Source organism: Actinoplanes lutulentus (genome assembly GCF_003259845.1).
In the GTDB taxonomy this organism is placed as follows: domain Bacteria; phylum Actinomycetota; class Actinomycetes; order Mycobacteriales; family Micromonosporaceae; genus Actinoplanes; species Actinoplanes lutulentus.
This window is the reverse complement of the sequence record NZ_QLMJ01000002.1, coordinates 733,687-750,918: the sequence shown is the minus strand read 5'-3', so window position 1 is coordinate 750,918 and position 17,232 is coordinate 733,687. Positions and strand designations below refer to the sequence as shown.

18 protein-coding genes are annotated in these 17,232 nt (G+C 68.3%); 2 read left to right on the top strand and 16 right to left on the bottom strand.

All coding sequences use genetic code 11. The annotated features are described in order from the left end of the window. The 4 genes from B0I29_RS06745 to B0I29_RS06730 form a co-directional block, all read right to left on the bottom strand. Positions 1-1,674, bottom strand: a complete 1,674-nt coding sequence (locus tag B0I29_RS06745) for a thiamine pyrophosphate-dependent enzyme (RefSeq protein WP_111647946.1) — start codon at positions 1,672-1,674, stop codon at positions 1-3. A 1-nt stretch (position 1,675) separates the two neighbouring features. Continuing rightward, positions 1,676-2,548: an amidohydrolase family protein gene (locus tag B0I29_RS06740; protein ID WP_111647945.1), complete on the bottom strand. Its 873-nt coding sequence runs from the start codon at positions 2,546-2,548 to the stop codon at positions 1,676-1,678. 124 nt (positions 2,549-2,672) lie between these two features. Then, a complete protein-coding gene (gene lhgO, locus B0I29_RS06735) occupies positions 2,673-3,869 on the bottom strand; it encodes an L-2-hydroxyglutarate oxidase (protein ID WP_111647944.1) in 1,197 nt (398 codons plus the stop codon). A gap of 18 nt (positions 3,870-3,887) precedes the next feature. Then, the gene (locus B0I29_RS06730) at positions 3,888-5,333 is read right to left on the bottom strand and encodes an aldehyde dehydrogenase family protein (RefSeq protein ID WP_245972283.1); all 1,446 of its coding nucleotides are present in this window, start codon (positions 5,331-5,333) and stop codon (positions 3,888-3,890) included. Positions 5,334-5,484: 151 nt separating this feature from the next. Here B0I29_RS06730 and B0I29_RS06725 point away from each other — a divergent pair, with 151 nt between their 5' ends. Next, the gene (locus tag B0I29_RS06725; protein WP_111647942.1) at positions 5,485-5,772 is read left to right on the top strand and encodes a putative quinol monooxygenase; all 288 of its coding nucleotides are present in this window, start codon (positions 5,485-5,487) and stop codon (positions 5,770-5,772) included. A gap of 116 nt (positions 5,773-5,888) precedes the next feature. Here B0I29_RS06725 and B0I29_RS06720 read toward each other — a convergent pair whose 3' ends face one another. The 12 genes from B0I29_RS06720 to B0I29_RS06665 all read right to left on the bottom strand — a co-directional run bounded on the left by B0I29_RS06720 (position 5,889) and on the right by B0I29_RS06665 (position 16,582). After that, a complete protein-coding gene (locus B0I29_RS06720; RefSeq protein WP_111647941.1) occupies positions 5,889-6,944 on the bottom strand; it encodes a methionine synthase II (cobalamin-independent)-like protein in 1,056 nt (351 codons plus the stop codon). Then, positions 6,937-7,383, bottom strand: coding sequence for a GlcG/HbpS family heme-binding protein (locus B0I29_RS06715; protein ID WP_111647940.1), 447 nt, complete (start codon positions 7,381-7,383; stop codon positions 6,937-6,939). The genes B0I29_RS06720 and B0I29_RS06715 overlap by 8 nt, the downstream gene beginning before the upstream one ends. Continuing rightward, positions 7,383-8,150, bottom strand: a complete 768-nt coding sequence (locus tag B0I29_RS06710) for an alpha/beta fold hydrolase (protein WP_111647939.1) — start codon at positions 8,148-8,150, stop codon at positions 7,383-7,385. Before B0I29_RS06710 ends, B0I29_RS06715 begins: the two co-directional genes overlap by 1 nt. Continuing rightward, positions 8,150-8,521 (bottom strand): VOC family protein, encoded by a 372-nt coding sequence (locus B0I29_RS06705; protein ID WP_111647938.1) that lies wholly within the window; start codon positions 8,519-8,521, stop codon positions 8,150-8,152. Before B0I29_RS06705 ends, B0I29_RS06710 begins: the two co-directional genes overlap by 1 nt. Continuing rightward, on the bottom strand, positions 8,518-9,282 hold the full coding sequence (locus tag B0I29_RS06700) for a fumarylacetoacetate hydrolase family protein (RefSeq protein ID WP_111647937.1): 765 nt from the start codon (positions 9,280-9,282) through the stop codon (positions 8,518-8,520). Before B0I29_RS06700 ends, B0I29_RS06705 begins: the two co-directional genes overlap by 4 nt. A 1-nt stretch (position 9,283) precedes the next feature. Further along, complete coding sequence (locus B0I29_RS06695; protein ID WP_111647936.1) at positions 9,284-10,699, bottom strand: NAD-dependent succinate-semialdehyde dehydrogenase; 1,416 nt, start codon at positions 10,697-10,699, stop codon at positions 9,284-9,286. Further along, the gene (locus B0I29_RS06690) at positions 10,696-11,598 is read right to left on the bottom strand and encodes a VOC family protein (RefSeq protein ID WP_111647935.1); all 903 of its coding nucleotides are present in this window, start codon (positions 11,596-11,598) and stop codon (positions 10,696-10,698) included. Before B0I29_RS06690 ends, B0I29_RS06695 begins: the two co-directional genes overlap by 4 nt. A gap of 91 nt (positions 11,599-11,689) precedes the next feature. Beyond that, complete coding sequence (locus tag B0I29_RS06685; protein ID WP_111647934.1) at positions 11,690-12,610, bottom strand: LysR family transcriptional regulator; 921 nt, start codon at positions 12,608-12,610, stop codon at positions 11,690-11,692. 5 nt (positions 12,611-12,615) lie between these two features. Then, on the bottom strand, positions 12,616-13,542 hold the full coding sequence (locus tag B0I29_RS06680; protein WP_111647933.1) for a sugar ABC transporter substrate-binding protein: 927 nt from the start codon (positions 13,540-13,542) through the stop codon (positions 12,616-12,618). A 3-nt stretch (positions 13,543-13,545) separates the two neighbouring features. Then, a complete protein-coding gene (locus B0I29_RS06675; protein ID WP_111647932.1) occupies positions 13,546-14,508 on the bottom strand; it encodes an ABC transporter permease in 963 nt (320 codons plus the stop codon). Next, positions 14,505-16,013, bottom strand: coding sequence for a sugar ABC transporter ATP-binding protein (locus tag B0I29_RS06670; RefSeq protein WP_220091284.1), 1,509 nt, complete (start codon positions 16,011-16,013; stop codon positions 14,505-14,507). The genes B0I29_RS06675 and B0I29_RS06670 overlap by 4 nt, the downstream gene beginning before the upstream one ends. Beyond that, on the bottom strand, positions 16,010-16,582 hold the full coding sequence (locus B0I29_RS06665; RefSeq protein ID WP_111647930.1) for a carboxymuconolactone decarboxylase family protein: 573 nt from the start codon (positions 16,580-16,582) through the stop codon (positions 16,010-16,012). The genes B0I29_RS06670 and B0I29_RS06665 overlap by 4 nt, the downstream gene beginning before the upstream one ends. Before the next feature lie 147 nt (positions 16,583-16,729). On the opposite strand from B0I29_RS06665, the gene B0I29_RS06660 reads away from it, so the two are divergent. Beyond that, positions 16,730-17,140: a cupin domain-containing protein gene (locus B0I29_RS06660; protein ID WP_111647929.1), complete on the top strand. Its 411-nt coding sequence runs from the start codon at positions 16,730-16,732 to the stop codon at positions 17,138-17,140. The last annotated feature ends 92 nt before the right edge of the window (positions 17,141-17,232 follow it).

Below are 17,232 nucleotides of genomic sequence, written 5' to 3'. Positions count from 1 at the left end.
TCAGCGTGAGACGCGGACGTTGACGATCGCGGTGGTGCCGTTGCGGACGGCCTTCAGGGCCCGGTCCAGGGCCGGCACCAGCTCCTCGGCGGCGGTGACGTGCTCGCCGTGCATCCCGAACGGCTCGGCAAACGCGGACAGCTCGGGCTGGTCGCTCAGGTCGTTGCCGAGGAACTCACCGGTGGCGACCGCAGCGCCCTGCGGATAGAACCGCAGGTGGTTCATCTTCATCGAGCGGTACTCGGTGTTGTTGAAGACCAGGATGAGGACGGGCAACCCGTTGGCCTTCGCGGCCTGGAGCGACTGGACGATCGGGTTGTAGAGGAACGCCCCGTCGCCGACAGTGAAGACGACCTGTTTGTCCGGGGCGGCCAGCTTCACCCCGAGCGCCACCGCGATGCCCTGGCCGAGGCCGCCCTGGACGTAGAAATAGGAGTCGGGCGCGGTACGCCGCAGGTGCCGCTGGACGATCCGGCTGTGCGTGATGGTCTCGTCGACGACGACGGAGTCATCACCGAGGAGGTCGCGCAGGGTGGCGACGAGGTGGACCGGATCGATGCCGGTGCTGTTGTTCGCGGCCTTCTCCTCGGCTGCCCGGACTGCGGCGGGCTCCGAGCCGGCAAACCCGGCCTCTCGCGTCAATCCCTGCTCGGTCCAGCGGACCGCCATCTCCCGCAGCGTCGCGGCCACCCCGCCTTCCAGGTAGTGGTCGGCGTTCAGCACCTGGTAGACGATGTGCGGCCGCTGCGGCACCTCGTCGATCACGACGATCTTCGCGGTCGCCGGGCGGCGGCTCGGCGGGTAGAACGGCGCCCGGCAGTTCAGCAGCACGATCACGTCGGCGGTGTCGACGAACGGCTCGACGTCGCCGCCGGCGTGCAGTTCGTGGTCGCGCGGGAAGTTCACGCAGACCGCCGAGCTGGGCTCGACGACCGGGATGCCCAGCGTCTCGGCGAACACGACGAGCGCTTCCAGGCCGCCCGGCTCGCGGCCGGTCGTCTCGGTGACGATCACCGGGTTCCCGGCGCCGGCGAGCAGCTCCAGGACCACCTGTATGTCCTCGGCGGAGCTGACCGTGGTGCCCGGGGCGGCGAGAGGTTTCGGTTCCGGGCCGTCCCACTCGTCGAGCAGGACCTCCAGCGGGATGTTCAGGTACACCGGTCCGGCCGGGGCACGGGCCGCCAGCTCGGCACTACGGGTGATCATCGTGGTCAGCGTGTGCACGCTGGCCGCCTGGTTCGACCACTTGGTGAACGGCGCGGCGAGGGTGTGCGGGCCGCCGACCACGGAGAGGTTGCGGTACCACTGGCCGCCCGGGTCCGGGCCCGGCCCGTCGCCGTAGGTGATCGACTCCGAGGAGGTCACCACCATCGGTGCGCCGGCCAGCAGCGCGCCGTGCACCGCCATCGAGCCCTGCAGCAGCCCCGGGCCGGCGTGCAGGAGCACACCCTGGGCACGTCGGGTGATCAAGGCGTACCCGGTCGCCATGCCGACCGCGACGGTCTCGTGGAGCAGGTCGAGGTAGTGGGGGCAGGGCAGTCCGTCCCGGTGGCGGCGGGCCAGCGACTCCCACACCGGGGCCCATTCGGACCCCGGCGAGGAGAAGATGTAATCCGCGCCGACCGCGTTGAACGCGCTGATGACCGCATCGCCGCCGTCGGTGGAGTGGGTCATGTCAGTTCGCGTCCCGGGACTCGATCGGCCAGTCCAGGACCTCGCAGATGCCCCGGCCCATGATCCATTCGAGTTCCTCGGGCGAGAAGTCGAAGTGCTTGGTGAACTGCTCGATGGTCTCCACGTAGCTGAGGCCGTGGCCCAGCAGGCGGGTGATGTCGGTGCCCCAGAAACAGCGCCGCGGGCCCATCTTGTCGACCATCTCGCGGACGTACTTCTCGATGTTGAGGTTCGGGAAGGGCTGCGTCGAGTAACCGGGCAGCGCCGACACCTTCACGTAGATGTTCGGGTATTTGTGCAGGTCGGCGGTCTCCTGCACCCAGTAACCGATCGCGTCGTCCACGCAGCGGGCCATGATGCCCATGTGATCGATGATGATCTTCAGGCCGGGGTGCCTGCCGGCGATGGCGCCGAGCTCGGCCTTCCAGATCGGCGCGTGCACCATCGTCGGGATGTTCAGCTCCTCGGCGAGGGGCCAGTACCAGTCGTTCGTTCCGTCGATCATCCAGTTGCGGTCGATCGGCCGGTGGAACGTCAGCCGGGTGCCCTTCACGTACGGGTTCTGCGCGAAGTCCTTCAGCATGGCCTTGCCCTCGGCGGGCTTGTTCTGCGGGATGCGGGCCATGATGCCGAAGCGGTCCGGGTGTGCCTCGCACGCCTCGAGGGCGTAATCGATGCGGTCGCCCTCCCATGACGGCGGCAGGATCAGCGCCCGGTTGACGCCGGCCTCGTCCATCAGCGCGAGGCACTCCTCGTAGCTGAACGGGTCCTCCCGGTGGCCGTTCAGCCGGATACGCTCGCGAGCGCCCGGAACCCAGGGGCGGTCCGGGGTCTCTTCCTTCCAGATGTGAACCTGGGAGTCGACGACGAACATATGCGTTTCCTTTCTTACCGGCTGTCCTGCCGTACCGGTTGTCTGCCGGGGATGGGAATGAAGCTATTGGCGATTTCTCGTCCTGCGGAGTCCGTGCGGCGCAATCGGTTGTTGCACGAAGCGCTCACTGGACGAGGATCTGGCCGACCACGTGCTCGGCGATCGCCAGCGACGACGTCGCCGCAGGTGAGGGCGCATTGCGGACGGCCGTGACCGGGCCCAGCCGATGGATGCGGAAGTCGTCGACGAGGCTGCCGTCGCGGTCCAGGGCCTGCGCACGGACTCCGGCGCCGGAACGGTGGACGTCGGTCGCGCCGATCTCCGGCACGTACCGCATCGCCTCGGCCATGTACCGCCGCTTGGACAGCGAGCCACGCACCTCCTTCACACCGGTGCGCCAGTGCTGCCGGGCCATCTGCCAGGTCCCCGGCCACGCGGCGATTTTTAAAAGATCAAAAACATTGACCTGGGTACGCCGATAGCCCTCCCGTGCGGTCGCCAGGACCGCGTTCGGGCCGACCTCGACCACCCCGGTGACCCGGCGGGTGAAGTGCACGCCGAGGAACGGGTACCGCGGGTCCGGAACCGGGTAGATCATGCCGCGGACCAGGTCCGCCTTGGCCGGCTTGACCCGCATGTACTCGCCGCGGAACGGGATGATCCGGGGTGCCGCGGTGTCGCCGGCGAGCTGGGCCACCGTGTCGCTGTGGATGCCGGCGCAGACGATCACCTGGTCGGCGAGCAGGCGGCGCTCCCCCGCCGCGATCTCGATGCGGGAGCCGGTGGGCGTGAGGCGGTCGACGGCGAAGTTCGTGCGTACCTCTCCCCCGGCCGCGACGATGTCCTGGGCGAACGCCGTCGCGACACCGGGGAAGTCGGTGATCGCCGTCTCCGGCGAGTGCAGCGCGGCCAGGCCGGCGGCGTGCGGCTCGATCTCCCGGATACCGGCCGCATCCACCCGGCGCAGGCCGGGCACGCCGTTCTCCCGGGCTCGTTTCTCCAGGTCGTCAAGCCGGCCCAGCTCGTCGGCACGGACCGCGACGACGAGCTTGCCGCACTCGTCGTACGCGATCCCCCGGTCCGCGCAGTACTCCCGGAGCAGCAACCGGCCGCGGGTGCAGAGCTCGGCCTTCAGGCTGCCCGGCGTGTAGTAGATGCCGGCGTGCACGACCCCGGAGTTGTGGCCGGTCTGGTGCTGGGCGACCGCGGCCTCCTTCTCCAGGATCACGACCCTGGTGCCCGGCCGGCGCAGGGTGATCTCCCGGCCGATCGCGAGGCCGACGATGCCCGCCCCGACGATCGCGATGGTCTCGTCCGACACGTGTGTTGCCTCCGATTGCTAGCCGCCGAACGCGATGGCGAACGTCTTGACCTTGGTATAGAACCGCAGCGCCTCGGCACCCTGCTCCTTGAACGGGGAGCCGGAGTCCCGGAAGCCACCGAACGGCTGGTGGACGTCCCATCCGGATGTCGTGGTGTTCACGGCGACCTGACCGCAGTCCGCCTCCGCGAGGAAACGGTGGGCCGCCGCGAGGCTGTCGGTGAACACCGCCGCGGCGAGGCCGTATCTGCTGTCGTTGACGGCGGCGATGGCCTCGTCCAGGCCGTCGATGACGCGTACCGCGAGGACCGGGCCGAACACCTCGTCGCGCCAGAGGTCCATGTCCGGGGTGATGCCGGCCAGGACGGTCGGTGCCACCCAGCAGCCGGTGGGCTCGCCGGCCGGCTCGCCACCGATCTCGACCCGGGCGCCCTGCTTGACCGCGCCGGCGATGTGCGCGAGCACGCTGTCCCGGTGCGACGGGCTGACCAGGGGGCCGACGTTCGTACCCTCGCTCTTGCCGGGACCGACTCGCAGGGCCGCGACCTTCGCGCGCAGCAGCGCGATGAACTCCTCGTGCACGGCCCGGTCGACCAGGACCCGGCTGGTCGCGGTGCAGCGCTGGCCGGCCTGGCCGAACGAGGCGGCGACCACGAGGGTGGCGGCCTTCTCCAGGTTCGCGTCGGCGAGCACCACCGAGGCGTTCTTGCCACCCAGCTCGGACTGGAAGCGGACACCGCGCTCGGCGAGCCGCACCCGCAGCGCCTCGCCGACCTCGTTGCCGCCGGTGAAGCTGACCGCGGCGATCCGCGGGTCGTCCAGCAGCGCGCCGGAGATCTCGGCGGAACGCCCGGTCACCACGTTGATCACGCCGGCCGGCACGCCCGCGTCGTGCAGCGCCCGGGCCAGGTGCAGGCCGGACGTGGGTGTCTCGCCGGCCGGTTTGAGCACAACCGCGTTGCCGGCGGCGAGGGCCGGCGCGAGCTTGCGGGCCGGGGTGATCAGCGGGTCGTTCCACGGGGTGATCGCGAGGACGACGCCGAGCGGCTCGCGCTGGAACCCGGCCCGGGTGCCCGGCCGCACGTCGTGCAGCAGCGAGCCGTACTCCTGGCGGCCGATCCCGGCGTAGTACTCGAAGAAGTCGGCGGCCTTCTCGGCCTCGACCCGGGCCTCGGCGAGCGTCTTGCCATTCTCCGTGACGACCGCGTCGGCGATCTCCGCGGCACGGACCCGCAGCAGCACCGCGGCCTTCGCGAGGATCTTGGAGCGCTCGATCGCGGAGGTGGCCCGCCACACCGCGGCGCCGGCCACGGCCGCGTCGTAGACCTCGGTCACCTGCGCGGGCGTCAGCGCCGGAACCCGGACGAACGGCGTACGCACATCGGCCGGGTCGTAGACGTCGATCCAGGACTCGGCGCCGAACCAGCGTCCGCCTGCCAGGGTCTCCATGGTGCGAACGGACATCACAGCTCCTCGGGGAAATCGCATCGGTATCGCGAATGGTAGGAACGGCGAAATGCGCGCGCCATGCGCTGAGAGAGAAGCATTGGTTGCGTCCGGCGCACCGTTTTCTCTGATCAAATGCGGTCGTCTTTCCCGAGCTGGAGGTAAACCCGTGCCCTACGCCGTCATCGCCCATTACCGCTGCGCCCTCCAGGACGCCGAGCTGGTCCGCGCGACGCTGCTGACGATGCGCGAGCACACCCGGGCCGAGCCGGCCAACCTGGAGTACGTGGTCCACGCCGACACGTCAGACCCGGCGTCGTTCGTCCTCTACGAGGTCTACACGGACCGTGCCGGCTTCGACGCCCACGCCGCCAGCCCCCACTTCGCCGAACACATCATCGGCGTTGTCCGCCCCCGCCTGCTGGAGCGCCGGGTGACGTTCGCCGAACCCCTCTGAGCATGCTGCCCGCCGCTGTCGTCCTCTGCCCCGGATCTTGTGAGGTTTGGCCGCCACGTCAGCCACAAACTCACTAGATCCGCCCGCGACCCCTGACAGCCCGCGCCTGCCGTCGCTCAGAGTTCGTTGCCCCAGCACATCCGGGCGAAGGTTTCGACGTGGGTGAGCTTGCGCCACTGGTCCTCGGCGCTGATCGTGGGGTGGCCGGCCAGCTCGGAGAAGCCGGCGCTCGGGCTGATCGCGATGTCTTCCAGGTCGCGGATCGTGGCGGCGTGGTCCATCCGGTCCATCACCGTGTCGACATCCTCCAGCTGGGGCGTCAGCGGGGAGACGATTCCCAGGCAGACGTCGCGGCCGGAGGGGACGGCGCGGAGCAGCTGGGCCTCGGCCGGGGCGCCGGTGTCGTAGGGCAGGACCCAGCGGTCCACCGGGATCGTGGTGAACAGCTTCTCCGCGGCTGCCACATTCAGCTCGCCGCCCGCCCGGGTGAGCGGGCACAGTCCGATGCGGACGTTGAACGGTTTGTCGGCGATGGTCACCGCCAGGGCGTCGACCGCCAGCGCGTCGTCGAATGTCAGTGATCCTTCGCGGTCACTGAAGAGGCTTTGGGCGTACCCATGGTTGTCGATCTGAATGAGGCGCACGCCGCGGGAGATGATCGCCTGGATCTCGTCGCGGATGAGCGGGGCGAGGAATTCGCCCAGCTCGCGCGCGCTCGCCCAGGCGCCGCCGGGCTGGAAGGTGGTCGCCGCGAGGTAGGCCGGTGAGGGAAGCGTGGCCTTCGCGGGGATTTGCGTCAGGGTGGCAATGGCGGCGACGTCGTCGGCGACGAGCGAGCGGTAGGGCTTGAGTTCACCCTCGGCGATCCAGCTTTCGCTGCCGGCGCGCTTGGAGCCGTCGGTGCTCCTGGAGCTATCGGCGCTCTTGGAGCTGTCGGCGCGTTTGAAGCCGTGGACCGCGTCGAAGACGGCGCTGCGTAGGTCGGCGCGGCGGAATTCTCCGTCGGTGACCACCGTGAGGCTGAGTTTGCGCTGCCTGCGGACGGCTTCGGCGATGGCCGCGTCCTCGATGTCGCGCAGGTCGTCGGAGGAGGCGGCGCGGGCTGCCAGCAGCTCCGGCGGGCGGACCAGGCTGCCGTGGTGGTCGATGCGGAATTTGAAGGTGTCAGCCACGATTCTTCCCCCACGCTGCGAAAATCAGCTCGTACCCGAGCTCCTTCAGCACCTCTTCGCACGCCTGCTGGTCCTCGGCGGGGGTGCCGCCGGAGACTCCCAGACCGCCGAGGATCTCGCCGTCGCGTTTGATCGTGACGCCGCCCTCGGTGGCGACGATCGGGTGCGCAGCCATGGTCGAGAGCTGGGCGAAGAAGCCGGGATTGCTCTGCGCCCAGTCGTAGAGCATGTTCGTCGGGCGCTCCATGATCGCGGCGCTGTACGCCTTCGCGATCGCGATGCTCGGGGTGAGCGCGCGGGCGCCGTCCGAACGTTTCACCGAGATCAGGTGGCCGCCGGCGTCGACGATCGCGACACTGAGCGCCTTGCCGAGCTGATCACCGCGGACCAGCACGCCGGCCAGGATCTCCTCGGCCGCAGTGAGGCTGAGCCGGGACATCAGAGCCCCTCCCGGATCTCAGCGACGGCCGCGTTGTACAGCGAGGGCGATTCCCAGTACATCGAGTGCGGTGCACCTGGAACGATCTTCAGGAACGACCCTTTCAGCAGCTCATGGGCCCGCCGCACGGTGGCGACGCTAAGCACCGCGTCGGTCTCGCCGGCGAGGAACCAGACCTGGACGCCGGACGCGACGATCTCGTCGATCGAGGGGCCGTTCACCGACAGGTTGCGCAGGTCGGCCATCTTCGCGACGTTGAACGTGCCCATCTGCTGGAAGAGGAAGGTCCTGGCCGGTTCCTCCTCCTGGAAGCGCCGCGACAGGAGCCGATCGAGAACGGGCAGCTTGACCGCTTCTGATCGGTCGGCGGCGACCAGTTCGGACAGCTCCGGGTGGTCGAGGCCGCCGAGGGAGTGGCCGAGGGCGACACCGCGTACCCGGTCCGGGCGTTTCAGGGCGGCGCGCAGCGCGGCGACCGCGCCGATCGACTGGCCGACCAGCAGCACGTCGCGCAGGTCCTCGGCGTCCAGGACCGCGATCAGGTCACCGGGGAAGTCCTGCCCGTCGAATTCGGGCATCGACGAGTCGGACTTGCCGAACCCACGCAGGTCGACGGTGACGACAGTGAACCGGTCACGCAGCGCGGTTACCTGCTGCCACCAGGCGGCGTGGTGCCCGCCGGAGCCGTGCACGAAAAGGATCGCCGGACCCGATCCGTGCCGTTCGTAATAGATTTTCGCACCGTCGAACGAACTGACAACTGGCATCAGGCGGGCCGCTTTCCGTGAAAGACGAGCTCGATCATCGTGTGATCCGGGTCGTGGATGTAACAGAACTTGGACTGGTTCTCCGGGCGCTCGATCGGCCGGGTGTGCCGGATGCCGAGCTCCTGGAGATGCGCGAGGAATGCGTCCCAGTCCTCCACCTCGATGGCGAAGTGATAGGGCGCCATCCGGTCCATCTCCTCGACCGGCGTGAAATGCAGGTCGAAGTTGCCCCGGGTCATCAGGACCACCTTGGTGTTGCTCTTCGGGGTGATCGCCTTGAGCCCGAACACCTTGGAGTACCACTCCTTGGTGCGTTCCGGATCGGTGGTCGGGAAGTTGACGTGGTGAATGTACTTCGGTGCGTTACTCATTGTTCCTCCAGGACAGGATTGGACAGCGCGCCGATCCCGCTGATCTCGATGTCGACCGTGTTGCCGGGCTCCAGCTGGACGGTGCTGTCGGCGCCCATCCAGAGCACGTCGCCGGGGTGCAGCGTGATGTATTTCGTGACCTCGACGATGTAGTCGAACGGGTCGAAAATCATGTCGCCGGTGGCGAATTTCGCTTTCACGTCACCGTCGATCCGTACCGTCGTGGTCTGCGCGAGCGGGTCGACATCGGTCTCGATCCACGGGCCCATCGGCTTGAACGTGTCGCTGTTCTTGCTGCGCCAGAAAGTGCGGTCGGCGTGCTGCCATTCCCGGGCGCTGACGTCGTTGCCGATGGTCCATCCGAAAACGGACTCCTGCGCTTCCTGCCGGGTCGCCTTTTTGACCGTGCGGCCGATGACCGCGACCACTTCGCCCTCGGCCTCGAATCGGCCTTCGACACCGGCCGGGCGGACGATCGGCGAGCCGTGCCCGGTGAGCGCGTTGTTGGCGCGGTACCCGATCTCCGGCCGTTCCGGCGCCTGCTTGCCGAAATGCTCCAGATGACTGCGGTAATTGAAACCCACCGCATAGAACACCGGCGGAATCACCGGCGGCAGCAGATCAACACCATTCAGGGGTACGCGTTCCGCGGTGCGTCTCGGCTTTCCGGTGATCGGGTCGCCGTCCAGGACGTGCACGAGCCCGTCGGCGACCTCGGCCCAGACCGGCCGGCCGTGCAGGGTGATCCGGCTGTATCGCACGTCAGTCCACCAGCAGGTGCGAGACGCGCTTGGTGATCAGGTAGGCCTCCAGGCCCTCGGGCCCGCCCTCCTTGCCGTACCCGCTGGACTTGACCCCGCCGGACGGCGCCTCGTGCACCGACCCACCACAGTGGTTGATCGACAGGATGCCGGCTTCGAGCCCGCTGATCAGTTTCTCGGCGGTCTTCGACGACCGGGTGAAGCCGTACGCCGCGAGGCCGTAGGGCAGCTCGTTCGCGATGCGCAGCGCGTCGTCCAGATCGGTGAAGGAGTTGATCGGCGCGATCGGCCCGAACGGTTCCTCCCGCATGACCCGTGCGTCGCCCGGCACGCCGGTCAGTACGGTGGGAGCGAAGAAGTAACCGGGCCGATCGAGGCGCTCGCCACCAGCGACGATCGTCGCTCCCTTGCTGACCGCGTCGGTGACGAACTCTTCCATGGCCTTGAGCCGGCGCTCGTTGGCGAGCGGGCCCATCGTGACGCCCTCGGTCAGGCCGTCGCCGACGACGACCCTGCTGGTCTGGGCGCGAAATTCCTCGACAAATCGCTCATATAGGCTTTCATGTACCAAGAATCGGCTCGGTGACGTGCACACCTGGCCGGCGTTCGCGAACTTCGCGGCAACGGCCTTACGCGCTGCCAGCACCGGGTCGGCGTCCTCGCAGACGATCACCGGGGCGTGGCCGCCGAGTTCCATGAGCGACGGCTTCATCGCGGCGCCGGCCTGCGCCGCGAGCAGCTTGCCGACCGGGATCGAGCCGGTGAACGCGACCAGCCGGATGTCCGGCGACGCGATGAGGTGCCGCGACACCTCGGCCGGATCACCGAAGACCAGGTTGAGCGCGCCGGCGGGCAGCCCGGCCTCGGCGAAGCAGCGGACGAGCTCGACGGCCGTACCCGGCGTCTCCTCGGACGCCTTGATGACGATCGAACAGCCGGCGCTCAGCGCTCCGGCGATCTTGCGCATCGGGGATCCGGCCGGGAAATTCCACGGGGTGAAGGCGGCGACCGGGCCGATCGGTTCGTGCCGCACGCTCAGCACGGTGTCCCCGGCCGACGGGATGATCCGGCCATAGGCCCGGCGGGCGTCCTCGGCATCCCAGCGCAGCGCCCCGGCGACCCGCAGCACCTCGCTGCGGGCCTCGGCGAGAGGCTTGCCCTGCTCGATGGTCATCACCCGGGCGACGTGGTCGGCACGGGAGACAAGCAGGTCGGCGGCCTTGAGCAGGATCCGGGTGCGCTCGGCGATCGGGGTGTCGCGCCACGTCGCGAAGGCGCGGACGGCGGCCGCGATCGCCTGGTCGAGATCCTCCGGCGTCGCCAGCGGAACCTGACCGATCACCTCCTCGGTCGCCGGGTTGAGCACCGGCACTGTCGGCCGGTCGGAGAGGAAGGACCCGTCGATGTAGAGACTCATGAGCTGCTCTCCCGGTTGGTACGCAGGGTCCAGATGTGATGCGGCGGCGTCGTCTCGTGCACCCGGGTGCCGTAGGACGCGTCGATCCGGTCCATGTCGGCGGCGAGCTCGACCCGCCCGCCGCACGGCGCGTGCACGAACCGGAAGACGTTGGAACCGACCGTGTGCCGGCCGAGCTTGCGGGCCTCCTGCCAGCCCCGCTCGATCATGTGGTTGCCGCCCTCGATGACGTCATCGAAGCCGTTGACCTCATAGGACACGTGGTTGACGCCGGCCTTGTCCGGCCGGTGACAGAGCAGGAAGTTGTGCTGGTCGGCGTCGCCCTCGACCCGCATGAAGACGCCCATCGGCTTGACCACGTCGGTCGGGATGAACTCGAGGCGGTCGGTGTAGAACGCCACCGCCTCCTCGCGCCCCACTTTCGGAATGTTCAGCGCGACGTGGCACATCCGGATCGGGCGTACCTGGCCGACCGGGCCGAGCGCCTGGTTGACCCGGTTCACGTAGCCGGACTTGTTGGCCCGTCGAGGTGGTTCGTGCTCCAGTTCTGACGAACGCACAACCGTGAGGCCCACCCCGAAACCGGTGTGGTCGATGGTGTGCACCACGCCGTCCGGGGTCTCCCGATCCGCGCCCGCCTTCTTTGCCAGCCGGGAAAGCTCGGCCGGAGTGTCGACGCCCCAGACGATTTCGCGGAGAGTCGGGCCCTGCTCCACCGGGGGCGGCAGGCCGGGCTTCGGTTCCGCGTACAGATGAAGGGTCTGTTTGATTCGTGTCTCGAAGACCGCGCTCGTCGCGTCGCGGGAGACCGGCGTCAGCCCGAAATCCGTGAAGAAGCGAACGTTCGTGTCGAGGTCATCGACGGTGTAAATCACCGACTCGATGCGCTGGATTCCCACCGCCGCCTACCTTTCTGGGGTGTCTTTCTGGGGTGTCGGACGAAGCCTAGAAGTGGATGCGGGAGTCGAGCCCCCGTGATTTCGCAAGCCTTTATTGCAGGCTGCGTTCGAATACCGGCAGCGGATTCTCGGCGAACCATTTGGTGAGGTAACCGAGGAACACCTCGACCTTGCGTGGGGCCTGCGGCGCCGGCCCGTAAATGGCGTAGAGCGAGCGGCTCGGCACCGGCAACTCGGGCAGGAGCACCCGCAGTTTCCCGTCGACCAGATCGTCGTACGCCGATCGCGTGGGCAACAGCGCGATCCCCCGCCCGTGCACGGCAGCCTTGTGCAGCGCGATGTACGAGTTCGACTGGAACCCGATGTTCCGGATCTTGTGCAGCGTGCTGGAGTGCCCGTGCCCGATCCGCCACACCGGGTCGTTCACGTGCACGAGGCAGTCGTGGTCGCTCAGCGCGTTCGGATCGGTGAGCAGCCCGTGCTTCTCGATGTACGAATCGGCGGCGCAGAGGACGAACGGCAGCGACGCGATCCGTTTCAGCCGCACGCTGGAGTCCCGCAGGTCACGGGTGTGGAATGCGACGTCGAAGCCGGAGTCGAGGAAGTCGTAGGTGCGGTCCGACATGCCACCGAGCTCGAACCGCACCGCGATTTTCGGATGGGCGACCGAGAACTCGGCGATCGCGTCGCCGAGGTCGAGGCCGCCGATCCATTTCGGACAGATGATCGAGAGGGGACCCTCGGGGCGGTCGTGCAGCTCCGCGATCCGCGAGTCCTCCTCGTCGATCTCGTCGAGGATCCGCTGGGCGAACTCGCTGTACCGCTGGCCCGGTTCGGTCAGGCTGACCGATCGCGCGGTGCGGTTGACGAGGTGCACACCCAGCTGTTTTTCCAGGTCGGCGACGTGCCGGGAGATCAGCGAACCCGACGTGCCCAGCTGTTTCGCGGCGCCGCTGAAGCTGCCGATCTTGGCAACCGTGACGAAGCTGCGCATGACGAGAATGCGATCCATGAATGTCAGCCCTCTAGGCAGTACTGCGGCGCGTCGGCCAGGTTGTCCTTGGTGATCAGCTTGATCGGGGTGTTCGCGATCCGTTCCGCGGTTCCCTTGTTGAGCAGCGTGATCGCGTTCTTCACGGCGAGCTGACCGGTGACCGTCGCGGAGTTCGCCACGGTCGCCGCGAACCGGCCGTCCTTCACCGCGGCCAGGCCCTCGTCGGTGCCGTTCGTGGTGACGATCTTGACGTTCTTACCGGCCGCCTGGAACGCCTGCAGAGCGCCGAACGCCATCTCCTCGTTCGCGACGAAGGCGTACTGAAGGCTGGGGTGGGCCTGGATCATGTTCTCGGCGACGTCCTGGGCCTTGGCCCGGTTGAACATGCCGGGCTGGTTCGCGACCACGCTGACATTCGGCGGCAGCGCGTCGGAGAAGCCACCGACCAGCAGATCACTGGCGGCACCGGGCGCGCCGGCGATGATCCCGGCCTCGACCTGCGCGTCGCCGGCGTCCTTCGCGACGTAACCGGCGTCGAGGGCGCCGACCTGCTTCAGGTCGACCACGACGGCGCCGAGGATGTCCGAGGTGTCGCTGGTGATCACCGAGGTCAGGAAGATCGGGATGCCGGCGCTCTTCGCCTTGGTGATGTCGTTCTTCAGCGCGTCGACGTTCACCGTCTGCACGATCAGCGCGTCGACGTTGCGCGAGATCATGTCCTCGATGTTGTTGAGCTCGGTGCCGGGGTCCTGTTTGGAGTTCGCGGTGATCAGCTCCGCGCCCTCGGTCTTCGCCTCGGCCTCGACGGCCCGCTGCAGGCAGGTGTGGAACTCGGTGTTGGCGCCGTTGACGAAGCCGAGGGTGACGCTGTCACTGCCACTGGCCTCTTCACCGCAGGCGCTCAGCGACGCCGCACAGAGTGCCACCGCGATCAATGCCCGAAATTTCATATCTTATCGCTTCCTTGACGACTGGAGGAGGTTCGCGATCGCCGCGATCAGGAGCACCGCGCCGACCGAGATCTGCTGGTAATAGGAGGAGATCTGGAGCAGGTTGAGCACGTTGGCGACCACACCGAGCAGCAGGACGCCGAGGATGGTGCCGCCGATCGTTCCCTTGCCACCGGCCAGTGAGGTGCCGCCGATGACGACCGCGGCGACCGCGGTGAGCTGCAGCTGAAGGCCACCGGTGCCGGGGCTGCTGGCCGCGAGCCGGGAGAGCAGCATGATGCCGGCCAGCCCGGAGAGTGCGCCGGCGAGACCGTAGAGGACCAGCTTGTCGCGGGACACGGTGATGCCGCTGAGCCGGGCCACGTCCTCGTTGCCACCGATCGCGAACGCGTCCCGGCCGAACGAGGTGTACCGCATCACGAAGGCCACCACGGCCAGCACCGCGGCCGCCACGAAGACCAGGTTCGGCAGGCCGAACGTGGTGCCGCTGCCGAGCCCGGACAGGTGCTCGTCGATCGAGATGCTCATGCCGTTGATGACCAGCAGTGCCACGCCGTCGAGCAGGGTCGCGGTGGCCAGGGTCGCGACGAACGGCGCCACGTTGGTAAATGTCACGACCGCGCCGTTGACCAGGCCCACAGCGATCGACAGGCCGATCGCGGTGACCAGCGTCAACCAGGTCGCATAACCGTGCGAGAGCATCTGCGCCGCGACCGCCGTGGTGACCGCGACGTTGCCACCCATCGAGAAGTCCATGCCGCCGGCGACCATCAGCAGGGTCAGGCCGGCCGCGATGACCGCGACGACGCTGACCTGGCGGGCCACGTTGAGCAGGTTGTTCGTGTTGAGGAACGAGTCGGTCCGCACGCTGGCGAAGACGATGATCCCGACCAGGACGAGCAGCAGGCCCGCGTGCGGGATCTTTCCGACCCGGACGGGCCGGGTCAGGGTCGCGACGGCGCTCACAGTGCTCCTCCTAGCGTGGTGGCGATCAGTTCGTCCCGGGTGATCCGGTCCACCTGGTACTCGGCGATCCGCCGGCCGTCGCGTACCACCACGACGCGGTCGGCCAGGCGCATGACCTCCTCGGCGGACGACGAGGCCAGCAGGACCGCGACGCCCTCGCCGGCCAGCCGGTCGACGAGAGAGTGGATCTCCGCCATCGCGGAGACGTCGACGCCGTTTGTCGGGTCCTCCAACAGCACCGCGGACGGCGCGGTGCCGAGCCACTTGGCCAGCAGGACCTTCTGCTGGTTGCCGCCGGAGAGCTGTTCGACCGGGGGGTTCTCGGCGAGCGAGACCACCCGGTACCGCTCGCGCAGTGGTTTCGCCCGGCGGGTCAGCAGGCTCCACCGGTGGATGCGGCGTTTGTCGAGCCGGTCCTGGGCGAGCATCACGTTCTCGTCGATGGTCAGGCCGGGGATCAGCCCGAGCCGGCGGCGGTCGCCGGTGACACAGCGGAGTCCACTGGCGAGCGAGTCGGTTATCTTGCCGTTTTTCAGTTTCTTTCCGGCAACCGAGACCTGCCCGCCGTCGAAGCGCCGACGCCCGGAGAGCAGGTCGAACAACCGGGACTGCGCGTCACCCGCCGGACCCAGCACCGCGACGATCTCGCCCCGCCGGACGTCGATGTCGAAGCAGTCCAGGAACCGGCCGTCGCAGAGCCCGCGCACCGAGAGACCGACCTCGTTGGACCGCGCCGGCCGGACCGGGCGCCGCGACACCACGTCCCGGCCGACCATGTCGCGGACCAGGCCTTTCTCGTCGGTCTCCGTCGCCAGGCCGGCCCACGTCACCCGGCCGTCGCGCAGCACGGTGATCCGGTCGGCGAGGTGCAGGACCTCGGAGATGTGGTGCGAGATGAAGAGAATCGCCACGCCGCTGTCCCGGAGCCGGAGCACCAGGTCGCGGATCTGCTGCGCCGCCTCCGGGCCGAGGCATGCGGTCGGCTCGTCGAGGATCAGCACCTTGCCGCCTCGGCGTACCTCACGGGCCACCTCGACCATGGTCTGCTCGGCCACGGTCAGGTCGCCGGCGATCGCGTCCGCGTCGATGGTGATGCCGAGGGCGCGCAGGGCTTCCTGTGCGGTTTCGCGTACCGAATGCCAGCGCACCATCGCGCCGCTGGTCGGCAGCTGGCCCAGCATGATGTTCTCGGCGACGGTCAGGCTCATCACCAGCTCGCGGCGCTGCGGGACGGTGGAGATGCCGACCTTGCGAGCCTGCCGGGGGTTGAGCTGGTTCTGGACGAGCCCGCCCACCTCCAGGGTTCCCGAGTCCGGGTTCAAGGCCCCGGACAGGATCTGTACGAGCGTCGACTTGCCGGCGCCGTTCATGCCCATGAGGGCGTGCACCTCACCGGGGAAGAAGTCGACCGACACATCCGTGAGAGCCGCGGCGCCGCCGAAACTCTTGGTGATGCGGTCGACCCGGATCACCGTGGTCATAGCCGTGGTCACTGCCGTGGTCACTGCGCGATCCGGGCGTATCCGCGGATGTCCGGGAACGGCGGCTCACGGTCGGCCTGGAGGTCCACTTCGAACGCGTTCAGGCACATCGCCAGCATGCTGAAGTTCCCGAGCGAGCCGACGGCGTCGACGAGCCCCTCCGGCCCGAAGAACGCCAGCGCTCGTTCGTAGGTCTCGGCGGACACGAAGTGGTTCTCCAGCAACTCGGTGCAGAATCCGTAGAAAGCAGCGTCTTCCTCGTTGTCGAAAACGGGTGTCGCCTGTGCGGCGATCGCCCGCACCGCGTCGACCGGGATCCCTTCGGAGACCGCCTTCTCCCAGTGCGCGTTCCAGGAGTACTGCGCGTCGAAATGCCGGGCCGCGATCAGCAGCGACAACTCCCGCAGCCGCAACGGGAGGCTGGAGTCGAAACGCAGGAACGCTCCGAGCGACTCGACCTTGTCGCACAGTTCCGGGCTGTTCAGCCAGACCCGGAACGGTCCGCGGACAGCACCCCGCCGACCGGCGATGCGCTCGGCGACCTCTCGCTGCCGCAGGGTCATGTCATCCGGATTGATCAGGGGAAGTCTCATCGGCAGCCAGCCCTCTAGCTTGTGATCCCGAGCACTCGGGGTGGGTGTTTCGCAGGAACGTAACAACGAGGTGTTAGGGCCTCACAGGTCGCCGAGCGCAACGTAAGGCTGCGTCTCGCGCGGCCAAGACCGGCCTACGCTCGGGCCATGACCGTGATCATCAAGTCGGCCGAGGTCGAGGTTCTCGATCGCGGCGGGGCCATCGCCACGACGCCGCTCATCACCACCACGTCGGCCGCCGGCGAGAACCGGATCACCAGCGGGATCAGCGTGTACCCGGCCGGCACCGGGGCGCCGATGCACTCGCACAACTGCGACGAGCACGTGACCATCCTGGACGGTGAGGCCGAGGTCCTCGTCGAGGGTTCGGTGACCCGGCTCAGCCAGTACGACACGACGTACATCGCGTCGCCGATCCCGCATCTGTTCCGCAATGTCGGCGATGAGCCGCTGCGCATCCTGTGGGTGTACACGTCGGGGCATGTGACCAGGACGTTCACCGACACCGGGGTCACCGTCGAGCACCTGTCGCCGCAGGATCAGATGGGCAGGGATTGAACACACAGACATGAACCCGGGACCTTCCTGGAAACAGCGATCCAGATGGGGCCCGGCCGGTGCGCGCGGCCGACGGGCGTAACGGGGACGTT

What these genes read in the sequence shown, in the direction of transcription:
- B0I29_RS06745 (WP_111647946.1), bottom strand. Translation starts at nt 1,674, where the DNA reads ATGACCCACTCCACCGACGGCGGCGATGCGGTCATCAGCGCGTTCAAC.
- B0I29_RS06740 (WP_111647945.1), bottom strand. Translation starts at nt 2,548, where the DNA reads ATGTTCGTCGTCGACTCCCAGGTTCACATCTGGAAGGAAGAGACCCCG.
- B0I29_RS06730 (WP_245972283.1), bottom strand. Translation starts at nt 5,333, where the DNA reads ATGTCCGTTCGCACCATGGAGACCCTGGCAGGCGGACGCTGGTTCGGC.
- B0I29_RS06715 (WP_111647940.1), bottom strand. Translation starts at nt 7,383, where the DNA reads ATGTCCCGGCTCAGCCTCACTGCGGCCGAGGAGATCCTGGCCGGCGTG.
- B0I29_RS06710 (WP_111647939.1), bottom strand. Translation starts at nt 8,150, where the DNA reads ATGCCAGTTGTCAGTTCGTTCGACGGTGCGAAAATCTATTACGAACGG.
- B0I29_RS06705 (WP_111647938.1), bottom strand. Translation starts at nt 8,521, where the DNA reads ATGAGTAACGCACCGAAGTACATTCACCACGTCAACTTCCCGACCACC.
- B0I29_RS06695 (WP_111647936.1), bottom strand. Translation starts at nt 10,699, where the DNA reads ATGAGTCTCTACATCGACGGGTCCTTCCTCTCCGACCGGCCGACAGTG.
- B0I29_RS06685 (WP_111647934.1), bottom strand. Translation starts at nt 12,610, where the DNA reads ATGGATCGCATTCTCGTCATGCGCAGCTTCGTCACGGTTGCCAAGATC.
- B0I29_RS06680 (WP_111647933.1), bottom strand. Translation starts at nt 13,542, where the DNA reads ATGAAATTTCGGGCATTGATCGCGGTGGCACTCTGTGCGGCGTCGCTG.
- B0I29_RS06665 (WP_111647930.1), bottom strand. Translation starts at nt 16,582, where the DNA reads ATGAGACTTCCCCTGATCAATCCGGATGACATGACCCTGCGGCAGCGA.
- B0I29_RS06660 (WP_111647929.1), top strand. Translation starts at nt 16,730, where the DNA reads ATGACCGTGATCATCAAGTCGGCCGAGGTCGAGGTTCTCGATCGCGGC.